The 15,265-nt window shown below is 75.4% G+C and carries 16 protein-coding genes and 1 tRNA gene; 11 read left to right on the top strand and 6 right to left on the bottom strand.

Features of this window, described 5'->3' with window-relative positions:
- The first annotated feature begins 205 nt into the window (after nucleotides 1-205).
- A complete protein-coding gene (locus tag ACVUH9_RS06510; protein ID WP_475755124.1) occupies nucleotides 206-1,084 on the top strand; it encodes a VOC family protein in 879 nt (292 codons plus the stop codon).
- Between the two features lie 10 nt (nucleotides 1,085-1,094).
- On the top strand, nucleotides 1,095-1,868 hold the full coding sequence (locus tag ACVUH9_RS06505) for a YaaA family protein (protein ID WP_475755122.1): 774 nt from the start codon (nucleotides 1,095-1,097) through the stop codon (nucleotides 1,866-1,868).
- A gap of 5 nt (nucleotides 1,869-1,873) precedes the next feature.
- Here ACVUH9_RS06505 and ACVUH9_RS06500 read toward each other — a convergent pair whose 3' ends face one another.
- Genes ACVUH9_RS06500 through ACVUH9_RS06490 form a run of 3 tightly spaced genes read right to left on the bottom strand, consistent with a single transcriptional unit; the run spans nucleotide 1,874 to nucleotide 5,036 of the window.
- On the bottom strand, nucleotides 1,874-2,689 hold the full coding sequence (locus ACVUH9_RS06500) for a TrmH family RNA methyltransferase (protein WP_475755120.1): 816 nt from the start codon (nucleotides 2,687-2,689) through the stop codon (nucleotides 1,874-1,876).
- Nucleotides 2,690-2,744: 55 nt separating this feature from the next.
- Complete coding sequence (locus ACVUH9_RS06495) at nucleotides 2,745-3,410, bottom strand: TetR/AcrR family transcriptional regulator (protein ID WP_475755118.1); 666 nt, start codon at nucleotides 3,408-3,410, stop codon at nucleotides 2,745-2,747.
- Nucleotides 3,411-3,467: 57 nt separating this feature from the next.
- Complete coding sequence (locus ACVUH9_RS06490; protein ID WP_475755116.1) at nucleotides 3,468-5,036, bottom strand: glycerol-3-phosphate dehydrogenase/oxidase; 1,569 nt, start codon at nucleotides 5,034-5,036, stop codon at nucleotides 3,468-3,470.
- A 48-nt stretch (nucleotides 5,037-5,084) separates the two neighbouring features.
- Here ACVUH9_RS06490 and ACVUH9_RS06485 point away from each other — a divergent pair, with 48 nt between their 5' ends.
- The 4 genes from ACVUH9_RS06485 to ACVUH9_RS06470 all read left to right on the top strand — a co-directional run bounded on the left by ACVUH9_RS06485 (nucleotide 5,085) and on the right by ACVUH9_RS06470 (nucleotide 8,845).
- Nucleotides 5,085-6,812 (top strand): FAD-binding oxidoreductase, encoded by a 1,728-nt coding sequence (locus ACVUH9_RS06485; protein ID WP_475755114.1) that lies wholly within the window; start codon nucleotides 5,085-5,087, stop codon nucleotides 6,810-6,812.
- 67 nt (nucleotides 6,813-6,879) lie between these two features.
- The gene (locus ACVUH9_RS06480; RefSeq protein WP_475755112.1) at nucleotides 6,880-7,389 is read left to right on the top strand and encodes a hypothetical protein; all 510 of its coding nucleotides are present in this window, start codon (nucleotides 6,880-6,882) and stop codon (nucleotides 7,387-7,389) included.
- A gap of 2 nt (nucleotides 7,390-7,391) precedes the next feature.
- The gene (locus tag ACVUH9_RS06475; RefSeq protein ID WP_475755110.1) at nucleotides 7,392-8,324 is read left to right on the top strand and encodes a nucleotide-binding protein; all 933 of its coding nucleotides are present in this window, start codon (nucleotides 7,392-7,394) and stop codon (nucleotides 8,322-8,324) included.
- Nucleotides 8,325-8,365: 41 nt separating this feature from the next.
- On the top strand, nucleotides 8,366-8,845 hold the full coding sequence (locus tag ACVUH9_RS06470; RefSeq protein ID WP_475755108.1) for a 6,7-dimethyl-8-ribityllumazine synthase: 480 nt from the start codon (nucleotides 8,366-8,368) through the stop codon (nucleotides 8,843-8,845).
- An 89-nt stretch (nucleotides 8,846-8,934) separates the two neighbouring features.
- On the opposite strand, the gene ACVUH9_RS06465 is transcribed toward ACVUH9_RS06470, so the two are convergent.
- A complete protein-coding gene (locus ACVUH9_RS06465; protein ID WP_475755106.1) occupies nucleotides 8,935-9,654 on the bottom strand; it encodes a hypothetical protein in 720 nt (239 codons plus the stop codon).
- Nucleotides 9,655-9,976: 322 nt separating this feature from the next.
- On the opposite strand from ACVUH9_RS06465, the gene ACVUH9_RS06460 reads away from it, so the two are divergent.
- Complete coding sequence (locus ACVUH9_RS06460; protein ID WP_475755104.1) at nucleotides 9,977-10,423, top strand: universal stress protein; 447 nt, start codon at nucleotides 9,977-9,979, stop codon at nucleotides 10,421-10,423.
- Nucleotides 10,424-10,533: 110 nt separating this feature from the next.
- Here the strand turns inward: ACVUH9_RS06460 and ACVUH9_RS06455 are convergent, their stop codons facing one another.
- On the bottom strand, nucleotides 10,534-10,815 hold the full coding sequence (locus ACVUH9_RS06455) for a hypothetical protein (protein WP_475755102.1): 282 nt from the start codon (nucleotides 10,813-10,815) through the stop codon (nucleotides 10,534-10,536).
- A gap of 87 nt (nucleotides 10,816-10,902) precedes the next feature.
- On the opposite strand from ACVUH9_RS06455, the gene tadA reads away from it, so the two are divergent.
- Nucleotides 10,903-11,445, top strand: coding sequence for a tRNA adenosine(34) deaminase TadA (gene tadA, locus ACVUH9_RS06450; RefSeq protein WP_475755100.1), 543 nt, complete (start codon nucleotides 10,903-10,905; stop codon nucleotides 11,443-11,445).
- A gap of 46 nt (nucleotides 11,446-11,491) precedes the next feature.
- Nucleotides 11,492-11,926: a hypothetical protein gene (locus tag ACVUH9_RS06445; protein ID WP_475755098.1), complete on the top strand. Its 435-nt coding sequence runs from the start codon at nucleotides 11,492-11,494 to the stop codon at nucleotides 11,924-11,926.
- Nucleotides 11,927-11,990: 64 nt separating this feature from the next.
- Here the strand turns inward: ACVUH9_RS06445 and cobT are convergent, their stop codons facing one another.
- Nucleotides 11,991-14,003 (bottom strand): nicotinate-nucleotide--dimethylbenzimidazole phosphoribosyltransferase, encoded by a 2,013-nt coding sequence (gene cobT / locus ACVUH9_RS06440; protein ID WP_475755096.1) that lies wholly within the window; start codon nucleotides 14,001-14,003, stop codon nucleotides 11,991-11,993.
- 246 nt (nucleotides 14,004-14,249) lie between these two features.
- Between cobT and cobS the strand changes: the two genes are divergently transcribed.
- Both cobS and ACVUH9_RS06430 read left to right on the top strand, forming a co-directional pair.
- A complete protein-coding gene (gene cobS, locus ACVUH9_RS06435; RefSeq protein ID WP_475755094.1) occupies nucleotides 14,250-15,005 on the top strand; it encodes an adenosylcobinamide-GDP ribazoletransferase in 756 nt (251 codons plus the stop codon).
- 137 nt (nucleotides 15,006-15,142) lie between these two features.
- Nucleotides 15,143-15,232, top strand: a tRNA-Ser gene (locus ACVUH9_RS06430).
- The last annotated feature ends 33 nt before the right edge of the window (nucleotides 15,233-15,265 follow it).

Genomic DNA, 15,265 nt, shown 5'->3' with positions numbered 1-15,265 from the left:
GAACCTGTTCGGAATCAGCGGCCGTCCCACGGCGGCCGATCATTCCGAGACAGGTTCCGAGGACCGGCAGCACCCGGAACGCCGCGAACGGCGGCGTTCTTCCCGCCCGGGACCGTCGAGCGTCCCGGGGTCTACGGCGCCGCGCAGGCCCGACCACCGCCGATTAATTGTTGCGCGCACAAACAACTGGTGGTACGGTGGAGGCATGCCCTCTCCCGTGAGCTCCGCCGTACGCGCCTTCCCGGCCGCCCCGCTCGCGGCTGGACCGGTCAGCCTCAACGTCCACGACCTCGACGGCCTCGCCCGGTTCTACCGCGACGCGCTCGGCCTGGAGGAGCGCGACCGCACGACCACGATCGTCCGCCTCGGGACCGAGGCCCACGAGCTCGTCGCCCTCCATCACACGCCGGACGCCCCCGTCGCCCCGGCGGCCTCGGGGCTCTTCCACGTCGCGATCCTCTACCCCACCCGGCGCGAGCTGGCCGACGCGATCCTGCGCGCGGTCCAGGCCGGCGGCCGGCTCGACGGCGCCTCCGACCATCTGGTCAGCGAGGCCGTCTACCTGCGCGATCCCGAGGGCAACGGGATCGAGCTCTACCGTGACCGGCCGCGCGACGAGTGGCGCCGCGAGGCCGACGGGCAGATCGCGATGGCCACGCTCCCGCTCGACCTCGACGACCTGCTGCAGACCGCCTCGGCCCCGGTCCCGACCCCGGTGATCCCGGCCGGGGCGACCGTCGGCCACGTCCACCTCCAGGTCGCCGAGATCCCCGCCACCCGCGCCTTCTACGCCGGCCCGCTCGGCTTCGAGGTGATGGTCGACAGCTACCCGCAGGCGCTGTTCGTCGCCACCGGCGGCTACCACCACCACGTCGGCCTCAACACCTGGAACTCGGCCGGCCGCCCGGCCGTCGCCGGTGCCCGCGGGCTCCGCCACGCGACGCTGCTGCTCGCCGACGCCGCGATCCGCAGCGTCACCCTCGACCGGCTCGACGACGCCGGCGTGGCCGTCGAGCCGCAGGCCGACGACGCCGCGATCGTCCGCGACCCGTCCGGCACCGCGCTACGGCTGGCGCTCGCGTAGCTTTGACGTAGTGCTGATCCTCGTTCCGCCGTCCGAAGGGAAGACCCCTCCGTCCGACGGCGCTCCCGTCGATCTCGGCCGGCTGGCCTTCCCCGGCCTGCAGTCGATCCGCGAGCGCGTCGTCGAAGCCCTCGAGGAGCTCTCCTACGGCGATCAGGACCAGGCCCTGCGGCAGCTGAAGCTCGGGCCGCGCAGTCGCAGCGAGCTGGTCTACAACCAGACGCTGCGGGTCGCCCCGGCGGCCCCCGCCAGCGAGGTCTACTCGGGCGTGCTCTTCGAGCGGCTCGGCCTCGACACGCTCTCCGGCAGCGCCCGCGAGCGCGCCGACGAGCACCTGCTGATCGCCAGCGCGCTCTGGGGCGTCGTCCGCCCCTTCGACCGGATCCCGGCGTACCGGCATCCGGCGACGGCCCGCCTGCCCGGGCTGCCGACGACCAAGCAGATCTGGCGCGACGCGCTCGACGGCGTGCTGCCCGCCGACCGACTCGTCGTCGACATGCGCTCGACCCCCTACCGCGAGATGTGGCGGAGCCCGTCCGGCGCGGTCGCCCTGGTCGTCAACGTCGTCCGCGAGAGCGGTCGACGGCGGATCGTCGTCAGCCACGACGCCAAGGCGACTCGCGGCGAGATCGCCCGTGCGCTGCTGGAGGACGAGCAGGCCTGGACCGGCGACGGGACTCCGGAGGAGGTCGCCGGCCGGGTGGCCGCCGCCGGCTGGCGCGTCGAGCTGCGCGAAGCCGACCAGTTCGGCGTCGCCACGCTCACGATCGTCGAACGCGCCTGAGCCGGTCAGGCCCGCGAGACGTCGCCCTCGCGAGCCTCGATCCGCGCGTTCGAGCGCACCTCCGCGAGGTTGTAGGCGATCACCGCCGCGGCCGCGGCGACCCCGAGCGACTCGAAGCCGTCGGCGGGCACGCTGACCGTCAGGTCGCAGCGCGCCACGTCACCACGGTCGAGGCCACGGTGCTCGGCCCCGAAGAGGACCGTCGCGTCGACCGGCAGCAGCCGCGGGTCCTCGCCCCCGCGGGGCACCGCCGCGACCAGCGGTCCGTGCGTGTGCTCGCGCAGCGCCGCCAGGTCCGGCGCCATCCGCACGAGACCGGCCGTGAACTGCGCGCCCTGCCCCGCCCGCAGCGCCTTGCGCCCCCAGGGGTCGGCACAGCCGTCGAGCAGGGTCACCGCCGGCAAGCGGAACGCCGCCGCGCTGCGCAGGATCCCGCCGACGTTGCCGGCGTCGGAGACGCCGACCAGCGCCAGCCCGCCGCCGGGAGCGGGGCCGTCGACGTCCCCGTGCCGTCGCACGGCCGCCACCACCCGCGGCAGCCGGCCCGTCATCGAGAGCGCGCGCAACGCGTCCTGGCCGGCCAGGACCGTGCTGGCCCCGGCGAGCAGCGCCCGCCACGGGGCAGGATCGTCGCGGCGACGCTCGTCCTCGAGCAGCAGCTCGATCCCGCAACCGGCCTCGAGCGCCGCCAGCAGCAGCGGCTCGTCCTCGATCACGGCCAGGCCGCGGGCGTCACGGACGCGGTGATCCCGCTGCAGCTCGCGGAGGTCGACCACCCGCTCGTCGCGGGCCGAGGTCGCCGGAGATTCGTCGGGGTCCATCTGCCTCGAACATCCTGCCACGCCGAGGGGGCCGGAGTCCAGGGGGACCCCCGGCTCAGCCGTCCTCGGGCGGCCGCAGCTGGGCGTCGAGCAGCTCGGAGGCGACGGCCAGCAAGCGGTCCTCGTAGGCCTCGTCGCCCTCGGTCACGATCCCGATCGAGAACACGATCGACTGGGCTTGGAGCAGCAGCATCCGCGCGAGCAGGCCGACGTCCCCGGAGCGGATCGAGCCGTCCTCCTGACCGCTCTCGATCCCGATCTCGAAGAGCCGCATCACCACCCGCTGCGAGGCACCGGCGCGCGCCGTGACGTACGGGAGCAGGTACTCCGGGTCGACGTCGATGATCTTGCGGAAGAGCGTGTCGCGGCGGAGCGCCCGGCACCCGTCGACGAGCGTCCCGGTCAGGCGCTCGCGGGCCGTCGGAGCCCCGTCGGCGCGCTTGCCGGCGTCGACCAGGGCGCCGCCGAAGTCGAGGGTCATCAGATCCCGCAGGACCGCTTCGACGTCCGGGTAGTGGCGGTAGAGCGTCGTCCGGCTGACGTCCGCCCGGCGGGCGATGTCGCTCATCGTGACCCGCGCGATCCCGCGGTCGAGCGTGCAGCTGCGGGCGGCGGCCAGCAGTCGCAGCGCCACCGGGGGACGGTCGAGCAGGATCTGCAGCTCGGCGCTGGCCCGGCGCGCGAAGACGGACGTCGGTGGATCGCTCTCGGCCGCGGTCATCGCCCTCTCATGATGCCGTCTCGACCGGCGGCGCGGAAGGACTGCGTCCCGCCGGGATCAACCGCCGCTGCCGGCCGGGACCCCGCTGCGGTCGAGCGCCTGCTCCGCGACCGGCACCGCGGCCTCCCGCTGACGGGCGTTCAGGCCGATCCGGGTCCGCCGGTCGAGCAGGTCGCCGACCGTCCGCGCGCCCTCGTGCCGGATCGCCCAGACGAGCTCGGCCGTCAACACGTCGCTGCCCCGCACCACCGGTGCCGCCAGTGCCCGGTCGCCGGCGGCGATCCGCGCGATCGCGGCCGCCTCGGTCCCGTGGCGCTCGACCAGCCGTCGCGGCGCGTCGACGCGGGCGAGGGTCGCCCGCGAGGCCGCCCCGATCAGCGGCAGCTCGGTCGTCCGACACGGTCGCGTCGCGAGCCCCGCGGCGGCAACCGCCGCGTCGACGGCGTCCTCGGCCATCTGGCGGTAGGTCGTGAGCTTGCCGCCCGTGACGGTGACGACGCCGCTCGTGCCCTGGCGGACCACGTGGCTGCGGGAGAGGTCGGCCGTCGCGTCGGCACCACCCGCCACCAGCGGGCGCAGGCCGGCGTAGGCCCCGATCACCTGGTCGGCGTCGAGCGCGACCCGGAAGGCCTGCGAGCCCCGTTCGAGCAGGAACGCGACCTCGGCGGCCGAGGGCTCGGGGACGTCGGGGATCGGACCGTCGACCGGCTCGTCCGTGAGGCCGAGGATCACGGTCCCGTCCGGGCGTGGCAGCGCGAGCAGGAAGCGGCCGAACTCGCCCTCCAACGGGATCGAGACCTGGGCTCGCAGCATGCCCCCGAAGGCCGCGGGGGCGAAGACCAGGTGGGTGCCGCGGCTCGGGCGGAGGGCGATCCCGTCGTCGAGCTCGCCGGCCCAGACCCCGGTCGCGTTGACGACCGCCCGCGGGCTGAGGCGGAGGGTCTCGCCGCTGGCCTCGTCGACCGCCTCGACCGTGCCGGCGGCGGCACGCGTCACCCGCATCCCGGTGAGGATCGTGGCGCCGTGGGCGGCCGCCGTCCGCGCCAACCCGACGACCAGCCGGGCGTCGTCCTCGAGCTGCCCGTCCCAGCCGAGGATCGCGCCGCGCAGGCGGTCCTGGTCGAGGCCGGGAGCGAGGTGCAGGGCCTCGGCGGCGGTCACGCGTCGGCTCCGCGGCAGCGCCGACGCCGGGGTCCGGGCCGCGACCCGCAGGAGGTCCCCGAAGGCCAGGCCGGCGCGGGTCACGAGCGCGTCGACGGGCCCGAGCGCGGCGTTCAGCGGCAGCAGGTTGGGCAACGGCCGGACCAGGTGCGGCGCGGTCCGGGTCAGCAGGACGTGGCGCTCGCGGGCGCTCTCGAAGGCGAGGCCGACCGCTCCCGAGGCGAGGTAGCGGAGGCCGCCGTGGACGAGCTTGCTCGACCAGCGGCTGGTCCCGAAGGCGAGGTCGTGGCGTTCCAGCAGGACCACCCGCAGGCCCCGGGAGGCGGCGTCGAGGGCCGTGCCGACCCCGGTCACCCCGCCGCCGACGACCACCAGATCGACGTCGGCACCGTCACCCAGGCGGGCAAGCTGCTCCGACCGCATCCGCGGATCGAGGGATCCCGGGACGTCAGGCAGATCGATCATCGCGACCAGATATTGACAAGTTGACACCCAAAGTGCAACTGTTCACTCGTGACCGCTCCGCTCCCCCAGTCCGCTTCCGCTCGCGCGACGACGCACCGCGACGCCTTCCCGATGTCCTGGTCCGGCTGGGGCGACCCCGCCCACGACGAGCAGATCGCGGGCGGCATGCTCGACCTGCTGCGCGGCGCCTTCGGCATCAGCGGCGAGACCGTCGCCGCCGCTCCGGCCGCGGCCGAGGTCCGCCTGCCCGCGACCGAGCTGCCCGCCGCCGCCCGCGAGCAGCTCGTCGCCCTGCTCGGCGCCGAGCACGTCCGCGAGGACCACGACAGCCGCCTCCGCCACGCCGGCGGCAAGAGCACCCCCGACCTGCTCGACCTCCGCGAGGGCCGGCTCGACGACGCCCCCGACGCCGTCCTCTCGCCCGCCGACCCCGAGCAGGTCCAAGCGCTCGTCGAGCTCTGCGCCGGCCTGCGACTGGCGGTCGTCCCGTTCGGCGGCGGCACCAGCGTGGTCGGCGGCCTGCGGGCGCTCCGCGGCGACCTCGAGGCCGTCGTCGCCCTCGACCTGCAGCGGCTCAACCAGCTCGTCGCGCTCGACCCGACCGACCGGCTCGCGACCCTCCAGGCCGGCCTGCTGACCCCGCAGGCCGACGCGCTGCTCGAGCCGCACGGCTTCTTCCTCGGCCACTTCCCGCAGTCCTACGAGCGGGCGTCGATCGGTGGCTACGCCGCGACCCGCTCCAGCGGCCAGGCGTCGTCCGGCTACGGGCGCTTCGACCAGATGGTCGTCGGCCTGCGGGTCGCGACGCCCTCCGGCGAGCTCCGGCTCGGCCACCGCCCGCCGAACGCCGCCGGCCCCGACCTGCGCCAGCTCCTGCTCGGCAGCGAGGGGGCCTTCGGCGTGATCACCGAGGTCACCCTCCGCGTCCAGCCGCTCCCCGAGGCCAGCCGCTACGAAGGCTGGTCGCTGCCCTCGTTCGCCGCCGGCTCCGCCGCACTCCGCGACCTTGCCCGCTCCGGCGAGCGCCCGACCGTCGTCCGGATGTCGGACGAGGTCGAGTCCGCGATGCGCCTGGCGACCGTCACCGAGGACCCGCCCGAGGCCGGCGAGGTCTCGCTCGGCGCGGCCACCACCAGCACCGGCGCCGGACCGGCCGCCGAGGCCCCCGTGGAGGGCGGCTGCACGGTGATCGTCGGCTGGGACGGCCCCGACGCCGCGACCGTCGACGGCCGCGCCGAGCGAGCCGCGCGGCTGCTGCGGGCCCACGGCGGTGTCCCGCTCGGCCGCGAGCCCGGCGAGGCCTGGCACCGCGGACGCTTCCACGCCCCCTACCTGCGTGACGGCCTGCTCGACCTCGGCGTGCTCGTCGAGACGCTGGAGACCGTCACCCTCTGGTCGCGCCTGGACGCGCTCCGCGCCGGCCTGACCAGCGCGATCCAGGAGGCCCTCGGCAGCCCCGACGGCGCACCGGTGCTGGTGATGGGCCACGTCAGCCACGTCTACGCGGAGGGCGCCTCGCTCTACCTGACCGTCGTCGCCAAGGGTGGCGACGATCCGGCCGAGACGCGCAGCCGCTGGCTCGTCGCCAAGCGGGCCGCGGGTGACGCGATCGCTGCCCACCAGGCCTCGATCACCCACCACCACGCGGTCGGCACCGACCACGCCCCGTGGATGCGCGACGAGCTCGGCGAGCTCGGGGTCGACCTGCTCCGGGCCGTCAAGGACCGGCTCGATCCGGTCGGGGTGATGAACCCGGGCAAGCTGCTGCCCCGCTGACCCGCGACCGACGACGGCCTCGCGCGCCGCTCGCCCGCGGCGCCGGAGCCCGGGTATCGTCCGGCGCGTGTTCGGTCACCGCTGGGGAGCCCTTCGACTGCGCGTCCCGCTGCTGGCCGTGCTGGCGCTGCTCGTCTCCGCAGGGGCGCTAGCGGGCTGCGGCGGGCAGGCCGAGGAGGTCCGGCAGGCCGGGGTCTACGCGGACCGGGTCAACCAGGTCCAGTCCCGCTTCGAGCGCGACCTGGGCAGCCTCAAGCAGACCGCCGACGCGGCCGAGAAGCGGCCCGATGTCGAGCGCGCCGTCCAGCGTCTGAGCCGCCGGATCGCCCAGGTCTCGCGGGAGCTGGAGACGATCGAGCCCCCCGCCGCCGTGGCCAAGCCGCACGCCGAGCTGATCGCCGCCTTCCAGCGCTGGAAGGCCCCGCTCGACGCGTTCCGCCGGGCCTTGCGGGATCGTGATCTGCAAGCGACCTTCCGCGCCAAGACCGAGTTCAACACCGAGACCGCCGCGGTCGAGGAGCAGGTCAACGCCGCGCGGCGCCGCATCAACGACGGCCTCCGCAACCTCTCCGACTAACCGTGTCCCGCCGCCTCCTCGCGCTCTTCCTGGGCCTCCTGCTCGTCGTCGCCGGCGCCGCCGGCGGCGTCCTGCTCGATCCCGACCACTGGTGGCCAGCGCTCGCGGGCGCCGCCGCCGGGCTGCTCGTCGGTGGCCTGCTCGGGCTGCTGCTGCTCCGCGGCGGGCGACGCCTCCACGACGGCAGCGAGGCCCAGCGCCTGTCCGGGCTCCCGCTCGTGGCGCACGTGCCCCCGCCGGGGACGAGCGACGTCGACCGGCGACGCGCCGAGGAGGCGTTCCGGATGCTGCGGGCCGCGCTCGCGCTCGCCCCCGACGATGCGGCCAGCGCCGCCGCCCGCACGGTCGCCGTCACGTCCGCAGCCCCCGGCGAGGGCAAGACGACGGTGGCCGCGGGCCTCGCCCGCGCGCTCGCTCGCGCCGGCCGTCCGGTGGTCGCCGTCGAGGCCGACCTGCGACGGCCCGGGCTCGCCCGCGCGCTCGGCGTGGCGCCCACGGCGTCGACTCCGGCCAACGCGGCCCCGAGGCGCGGGCTGACCGCCGCGATCGTCGGCGGCGTGCCCGTGCTCGACCTGCTCGTCGAGGTCGAGCCCGGGCTGCGACTGCTGCCGGCCGGCGAGCTGCCGCCGAACGCCCCCGAGCTGCTGGGCAGCGCCGACACCGGCCGCGTGCTCGCCGAGCTGGCCGCGCTCGACGTGACGATCGTGCTGGACACCGCCCCGCTGCTGCCCGTCGCCGACACCCGCGAGCTGCTCGCTCTGGGCGCCGCCGGACGGATCATCGTGATCGCGCGGCCCGGCGTCGTCGACCGCGGCGAGCTGCGCCAGGCCGTCGCCCTGTTGCCCAGCGGCCCGACCGCGCTGCTCGCCGTCTCCGGTCGGGCACCCACCCCGCGCAGCTACGATCGGTACCTGCGGGACGCCACCCGCGACTGAGCCCCGTACGGGGCTCGTCCCCCCGGACAGGAGCAGCACCCATGACCGCCCCCGAGACCGTCACCGATCTGCGCGTCGCGTTCGTCCAGGCCTCCTGGCACCACGAGATCGTCGCCCAGTGCCGGCGATCGTTCGTCACCGAGGTCGCCACGCTCGGCGTGCCCGAGGACCGGATCGACGTCTTCGACGTGACCGGCGCCTTCGAGATCCCGCTGCACGCGAAGCGCCTCGCCCGCAGCGGCCAGTACGCCGCGATCGTCGCCGCGGGCCTGGTCGTCGACGGTGGCATCTACCGCCATGAGTTCGTCGCCGACGCCGTCATCAGCGGCCTGATGCAGGTCCAGCTGGAGACCGACGTGCCGGTGATCTCGACCGTCCTCACCCCGCACCACTTCCACGAGCACGCGGAGCACCTGCGGTACTTCTCGGAGCACTTCGTGACCAAGGGCAAGGAGGCGGCCCGCGCCTGCGCGAGCACGATCGCCTCGCTCTCGCGGCTGCCCGCCCCCGCCGCGAGCTAGTCGCTCGCAGGCGGCCGCGTCCCTTCCGGGGGCGCGGCGACGGCCGGGCCGTTCTCGGGAGCGGCACGCCGCCCCGGGCTCGGCGCCGGCTAGGCCAGCGCGGCGAGCACGGCGTCCGGGTCCGGCACGCCGTAGCCGTCGCGCAACCGATCCCGGACGCCGTTGGCGTCCATCCCCCGCTCCAGCAGCTCACGGGCCACGAGCGTCGCGCTCGCGGTCGGCGGCGTGGCGGCCGGCGCGGAGACGGCCACCGCTGCGACCGTCGGCGCCGGCGCTTCGGTCGCGGTCGCTGTCGTGGTCGCCGCAGGCTCCTCGTCGACCGCCGGCTCCGGGGAGAGGTCCGGCACGAGTTGCAGGCCGAGGCCCCGGCCGACCGGCGGCGACGCCAGCGGCGGGCCGGCGAGCGTCTGCGCCAGGTCGAGCAGTCCGTCGACGCGGTCGCGCGCTCGGTCGATCCCGGCCAGCAGCACCGCGATCGGGTCCGCGATCGGCTCGGGCTCGGGTGCGCCGAGCGTCGTCAGGTCAGCGGTCGTCGCGGAGGCAGCGGCGGTGGTCACCGACCCAGGGTTGCCCGTCGCGACCGCCGATCCTGCAATCGGCTCCCGCTCCAAGCCGGCGGAGACGTCGCCGGCCGGGCTCGAGGCCTCGCCGGCGTTCGCGATCGACGCAGGAGCAGCGGCGACGGACGACACCTCGGTGACCGGCGTCGTTGCGACCGCCGCGGCCCTCGCGGCCGACTTGGCCCGCTTCTTGTCCTTCTTCGGGCGGTCGCGCTTCTTGGCCCGCTTCCGGTCCGGTCCGATCAGCATCGGGTCGCCCGCGCTCCCGCTCCGGGGCCGCGAACGTGGGGATGGCGATCTGGCCGGACCATGCGTCGCCGCCCATCCTCGCACGCACGCCGTACCCTTGCCCGATGCCGCCGACGTGGTTCTGGATGCAGGTCGTACTCGTGGTCTGCGTGATCATCAGCATCGTGATCGCCGGAATCAAGCTCTGGGCGTGACGGCCAGCCGATCTGGACCTGAGATCGGACACAAAGACGCACGCCGGCAGCGATCCGTGTGCGATGATCGGCCGGCCGGCGGCGAGGCTGCCGGTTCGGCACCCGTCAGCAGCCCCTCAAGGAGTTCCATGTTCGGCTCGATCGTGGTCGGAACCGACGGTTCGGAGACCGCCAACCAGGCAGTCAAAGAAGCGATCGGCATCGCGGCCGCCCTCAATGCCCGTCTCGAGATCGTCTCGGCCTACGAGCCAGTCTCGGGCACCCGCCTGCGTGAAGAGGCGAAGCAGGCCCCGGCCGACGTCGAATGGATGGTCAACGAGCGGGAGGACGTCGAGCTGACCCTCAACGAGGCCAAGCAGAACGCCATCACCGCTGGTGTCGGCGACGTCCGGACCTACGCCCGTCAAGGCGATCCGGCCGACGCGATCCTCGACGTCGCCGAGGAGTTCGGCAGCGACCTGATCGTCGTCGGCAACAAGGGCATGACCGGCGCCAAGCGCTTCCTGCTCGGCTCCGTGCCGAACAAGATCAGCCACCACGCGCCCTGCTCGGTCCTGATCGTCCGCACGACCTAGCGGCCAGCGGGCGGGTGTCGCGCGCCGGGCGTCATCGCCGGCCCGCGCCCCGCCCGACGCGCGCCGCCGTCGCGGATCCGCCCGCCGACGCGACCACCGCCGACGGCCTCTCAGACGAACGGCGTGAAGACGCAGCGCACCGCGACGGTCGCGACCCCCCGGCGGTTGGTCCTCGCGACCAGCGTCCAGAACTCGCCTGGCCGCAGGACCGTGCTGAAGCTGGCCCCGGGGTGGGCCGTAAACGTCCCGACCAGCGCCGTCGGCGGATCCGCGTCGCCGACGAGCACGTCGACCGACCCGGTGCGACCGCCCGTGAACGTCAGTGAGAGCTGCCCGAGGGTCTCCGCCCGGTAGATCGTGTTCAGCTCCGGGATCCAGCGAGGAAGGCTCATCGCGGCCGATGCTAGCGCCCGATCCGACCGGCGCCGGATGCGTCTCCGGGACCGCATCCGGGACGCAGGGCCTGCGATCATCGGCCGGTGCCCGCACCGGCCGACAGCCCCCGTCCCACCCCCGCGAGCCCGTCGGGGCTGGTCGTCGCCTCCACCGAGGATGACGTCCGCTGGATGCACGAGGCGATCGCGGAGGCCCACGAGGCCGAACGCCACGGCGACGTGCCGATCGGCGCCGTGGTCGTGCTCGGCCAGGGCCCCGACGCGACGATCATCGGCCGCGGTCACAACGAGCGCGAGCGCGACGAGGACCCGACCGCCCACGCCGAGATCCTCGCGCTCCGGCGGGCCGCCGCCGAGCTCGGATCCTGGCGGGTGCTCGACGCCACCCTCTACGTGACCCTCGAGCCGTGCGCGATGTGTGCCGGCGCGATCGTGCTCTCGCGGATCCCGCGGGTCGTCTACGGCTGCACCGACCCCAAGGCCGGTGCCTGCGGCAGCGTCCTCGACGTGACCGGCGAGCCGCGCCTCAACCACCGGCCGGAGATCGTCGGCGGGGTGCTCGAGGACGAGTGCGCCGAGCTGCTGCGGGCGTTCTTCCGCGCCCGTCGCGGGCCGCAGCGCCGCTGATCGGCGACCTGCCGTTCGGTCGATCGCGGCGCGGTAGCGTTGGTCCGTGCCCCCGAACCCGCTCCGGCCGATCCAAGTGGCGGTGACCCGCGTGGCCGAGGGCCTCGGGGTCGACGGCCACCTGCGCAACATCGGCCTGCTCGACAACCTGATGCTCGACTTCGGGCGCAGCATGTCGAGCATCGACGACCTCACCGCCGAGGTCCGCGAGGTCCACAAGCAGGTCGACGAGATCGAGCTGCGAATGGAGCAGATCGTGCCGCTGCTGGAGCGGCTGGTCGAGGCCGCCGAGGGCCTGCAGGACAACCTCGAGCCGCTGAGCACGCTGGCGGACAAGATGCCGGGATCCGGGTCCCGGCGCCGCCGGCGCGAGAAGCAGCGCGAGCAGGACGAGCCGACGCCGGAGCTGCCCGCGGGCGACGCGGCGACCGGGCCCCCCGCCGCGGACGGGCCGGATCCCGCCCCCGACCGCGCCGGGTAGGGCGGCGGCGAGCGGCCTCAGCCTCGATCCACCGATGGTCGGTCGAGGATCGGTGGCTCCAGGCTCAGCCGGCCGGGCCGTCGACCCCGGCTTCGGCGAAGGTCTCCATGTCCCGGTGCAGCCGCCCCGCCTGCTCGATCAGGGGCAGCGCGAGCGCCGCGCCGGAGGCCTCCCCCAGCCGCAACCGCAGGTCCAGCAGCGGCTCGAGCCCGAGCTGGGCCAGGACCGCGCCGTGGGCGGGCTCCGCCGAGCGGTGCCCGGCCACCAGGCCCTCGCGGACGAGCGGGCAGAGCCGGACCGCCGCCAGCGCGGCGACGCCGACCGCGAACCCGTCGAGGACGACCGGGATCCGGCGCCGTCCGGCCTCGAGGATCGCCCCGACGAGGCCCGCCAGCTCGAGCCCGCCGACCTCCCGCAGGGCGGCCAGCGGCGTCCCCGGCCAGCCCGCTCGTTGCAGGCCCTCCCGGACCGCCGCCCGCTTGCGCTCCAACCCGGCCGCGTCGGCCCCCGCCCCGCGGCCGACGGCCAGCTCCGGGGTCAGGCCGGCGAGCGCGCAGGCCAGCGCCGCCGCCGAGGTCGTGTTGCCGATGCCGATCTCTCCGGGCAGCAGGCAGCGCGCACCGCGGTCGAGCAGCTCACCCGCGAGCCGCGCCCCCGTCGCGATCGCCGCGACCAGCTCGGCCTCGCTCATCGCCGGCGCGACGGTCAGGTCGCCGGTGCCGCCGTCGCGGACGCGCGCGGGGCGCACGCCGACGGGGGTCGGGCCGTGGAGGCCGAGGTCGGCGACGAGCAGGATCCCGGCGTGGTGGCGGGCGAGCACGCCGATCGCCGTCCCCCCGCGCGCGGCCGCGGCGGCGATCTGCCCGCTCACGTCGCCCGCGTAGAGCGAGGTCCCCCGCGCGACGTGCCCGTGGTCGGCGGCGAGCACGAGGATCGCCGGGCGCAGCGGGCTCGCCGGCACGTCGCCGCTCCAAGCGGCCCAGCGCTCGACGGTCTGCTCCAGCGCACCGAGGCTGCCGGACGGCTTCACGAGCTGGTCGGCGCGGTCGCGGACCGCGGCGGCGGCCCGCTCGTCGGGAGCGCTGACGGCCGCGACCAACGCGGCGATCTCGGCCGGGATCGTCTCGGCGGGAGTCGGGCGCGCCTCGTGCGGCGTCCGCGAGGCGTCGGTCACCGCCACGGTCGGCGCCGCCGGTCGCGAACGCGCGTCGTCGCGCTCCGGTCCGGCGGCGGCCCCGGAACCACCTGCCGCCAGCGCGCCTGCCTCGGCGTCGTCGGCGGCGACAGCGCCGTGTTCGTCCTCGGCCCCCTGCACGGGCACCGCCCCGCCGATCGGCAGGACGTCCTCCGCCGGCCAGCGCTCGTGCAGGACGACCGCCTCGAGCGGGGCCCGTTGCGCCCAGCCGGACGCCTCGAGGCCCGGCCGAACCGGGCGCTCGTCCGGCCAGCCGACGCAGAGCCAGGCGAGCGGGTCGACGCGATCGGGGATCCCGAGCAGGCTCCGCAGGTCCTCCCGCCGGTAGAAGCTGACCCAGCCGACGCCGAGGCCCTCGGCGCGAGCGGCGAGCCACAGGTTCTGGATCGCGCAGGCGGTCGAGTGGACGTCGGTCTCGGGAATCGTCCCGCGGCCGAGCACCTCGACGTCGGGCCGACCGGGATCGCAGCAGACGACGAGCCCGAGCGGTGCGTCGACGATCCCCTCGATCTTCTGGTCGAGGAAGTGCCGGGCGCGGTCGCTGAAGCGGTCCGCCTGCCGCAGCCGCTCGCGCTGGGCCAGGCCGCGCATCGCGACCCGGGTCTCGTCGTCCCGCACGAGCAGGAACCGCCACGGCTGCATCAGCCCGACCGACGGCCCGCGGTGGGCGGCGGTCAGGACCCGTTCGAGGACCTCGTCGGGGATCGGGTCGGGACGGAAGCGGCGGATGTCGCGGCGGGCCGCGATCACCTCCTGGAGCGCGTCGCGGGCCGCGTCGGGGAAGCGCCAACCGGCGGGATCGTCCGCGCGCTCGCGAGCGCGGGACGCGTCGAACCCCTCCGGCGTCGCCGGCCGGACGTATCGCTCTGGTCCGTCGCTCATCTCCAACAGCTTGGCGAACCGGCCGTTCCCGCCGCTCCACGGTGCCGGACCGCGGCGCTCGTCGGTTCTTCGGACGACCCGAGAGGGCGGCAACCGCACGATCGTCGGACCTCCTTCGGACGACCCGAACGGGTCACGCGCCGAGGCCCGTCGGACACTCTTCGGACGATCCGAAGAGTCTGCAAGCGCCGGCGGCGAGCGCGGCCCAGGACCCGCCGGAGGCCCGGCGGATAGCCTCCGTCCCCAATGCCGATGCCGCTGCTCGACGGACCCCGCCACGCGGTCGGGTTCCTGACCCGGATACCGGTGCCGTTCGGCCCCGACGAGCTGCCGCGGCTGGCGGCGGCGGTTCCGTGGTTCCCGCTCGTCGGCGCGGGCGTCGGCGCCGTCGGTGGTGGCGTCCTGGCGCTGACCGCGCTGCTGCCCGGAGCCGGTCCGGCGGGTGTCGCCGCGGCGCTCGGGCTCGGGGCGACGATCGTCCTGACCGGCGCCCTCCACGAGGACGGGCTCGCCGACAGCGCCGACGGCCTCGGCGTCTTCCGCGACCGCGAACGGCGGCTGGCGGTCCTCCGCGACTCGCGGATCGGGACCTTCGGTGCCGCCGCCCTGCTGATCTGGCTGCTCGTCTGCTGGAGCGCGCTGCGCGGCCTCGACACCGAGGACGCGGTGCTCGCCCTGGTCGTGGCCGGGGCGGCGTCACGCTGGACGATCCTGGTCCACGCGCTGCTCGGCCGTCCGGCTCGCCCGGACGGCTCGGTCCACCTGATGCGGATCACACCGGTGACCGGGGTCGCCGCCACCGTCTTCACCGTCGCCGTCGCGGTCGCCGCGCTCGGGCTCCTGCCCGGCCTGGTCGCCGTCGCCGTGGCCGCGGTCGTCGGGGTGCTGATGACGATCGGGGCCCGGCGGGCCTTCGGGGGACTGACCGGCGACACCTGCGGCGCCGCGGCGGCACTCGCCCAGGCGGCGGTGCTGGTGACCGCCCTAGCCTTCGTCGCCTGAGTCCCGGACGGGCTCGCGACGGGCGGTCGGACCGCGCCTCGCTCGTCCGAACGGCCAGTCCGGGAGGGCCCGGGGGCAGTCGGGACGTCGTTCTGGCGCAAGACGCGGTACCCTGCCGGTCGGCCCTTGTGGCCTACGGAGGGGTGCCAGAGCGGTTGAATGGGGCAGTCTCGAAAACTGTTGTAGGGGTACCCCCTCTACCGAGGGTTCGAATCCCTCCCCCTCCGCCTCCAGAACAAGAAACCCCCGCGAGAGCGGGG

Source organism: Patulibacter ginsengiterrae, assembly GCF_056269115.1.
The sequence above is the reverse complement of the archived record's forward strand: the minus strand, read 5'-3'. Positions and strand labels throughout refer to the sequence as shown.

Bases quoted from the DNA above. Each gene is read 5' to 3' on its own strand.
- ACVUH9_RS06510 (WP_475755124.1), top strand. From the start codon at position 206: ATGCCCTCTCCCGTGAGCTCCGCCGTACGCGCCTTCCCGGCCGCCCCG.
- ACVUH9_RS06500 (WP_475755120.1), bottom strand. From the start codon at position 2,689: ATGGACCCCGACGAATCTCCGGCGACCTCGGCCCGCGACGAGCGGGTG.
- ACVUH9_RS06495 (WP_475755118.1), bottom strand. From the start codon at position 3,410: ATGACCGCGGCCGAGAGCGATCCACCGACGTCCGTCTTCGCGCGCCGG.
- ACVUH9_RS06490 (WP_475755116.1), bottom strand. From the start codon at position 5,036: ATGATCGATCTGCCTGACGTCCCGGGATCCCTCGATCCGCGGATGCGG.
- ACVUH9_RS06470 (WP_475755108.1), top strand. From the start codon at position 8,366: ATGACCGCCCCCGAGACCGTCACCGATCTGCGCGTCGCGTTCGTCCAG.
- ACVUH9_RS06465 (WP_475755106.1), bottom strand. From the start codon at position 9,654: ATGCTGATCGGACCGGACCGGAAGCGGGCCAAGAAGCGCGACCGCCCG.
- ACVUH9_RS06460 (WP_475755104.1), top strand. From the start codon at position 9,977: ATGTTCGGCTCGATCGTGGTCGGAACCGACGGTTCGGAGACCGCCAAC.
- ACVUH9_RS06455 (WP_475755102.1), bottom strand. From the start codon at position 10,815: ATGAGCCTTCCTCGCTGGATCCCGGAGCTGAACACGATCTACCGGGCG.
- cobT (WP_475755096.1), bottom strand. From the start codon at position 14,003: ATGAGCGACGGACCAGAGCGATACGTCCGGCCGGCGACGCCGGAGGGG.
- cobS (WP_475755094.1), top strand. From the start codon at position 14,250: ATGCCGATGCCGCTGCTCGACGGACCCCGCCACGCGGTCGGGTTCCTG.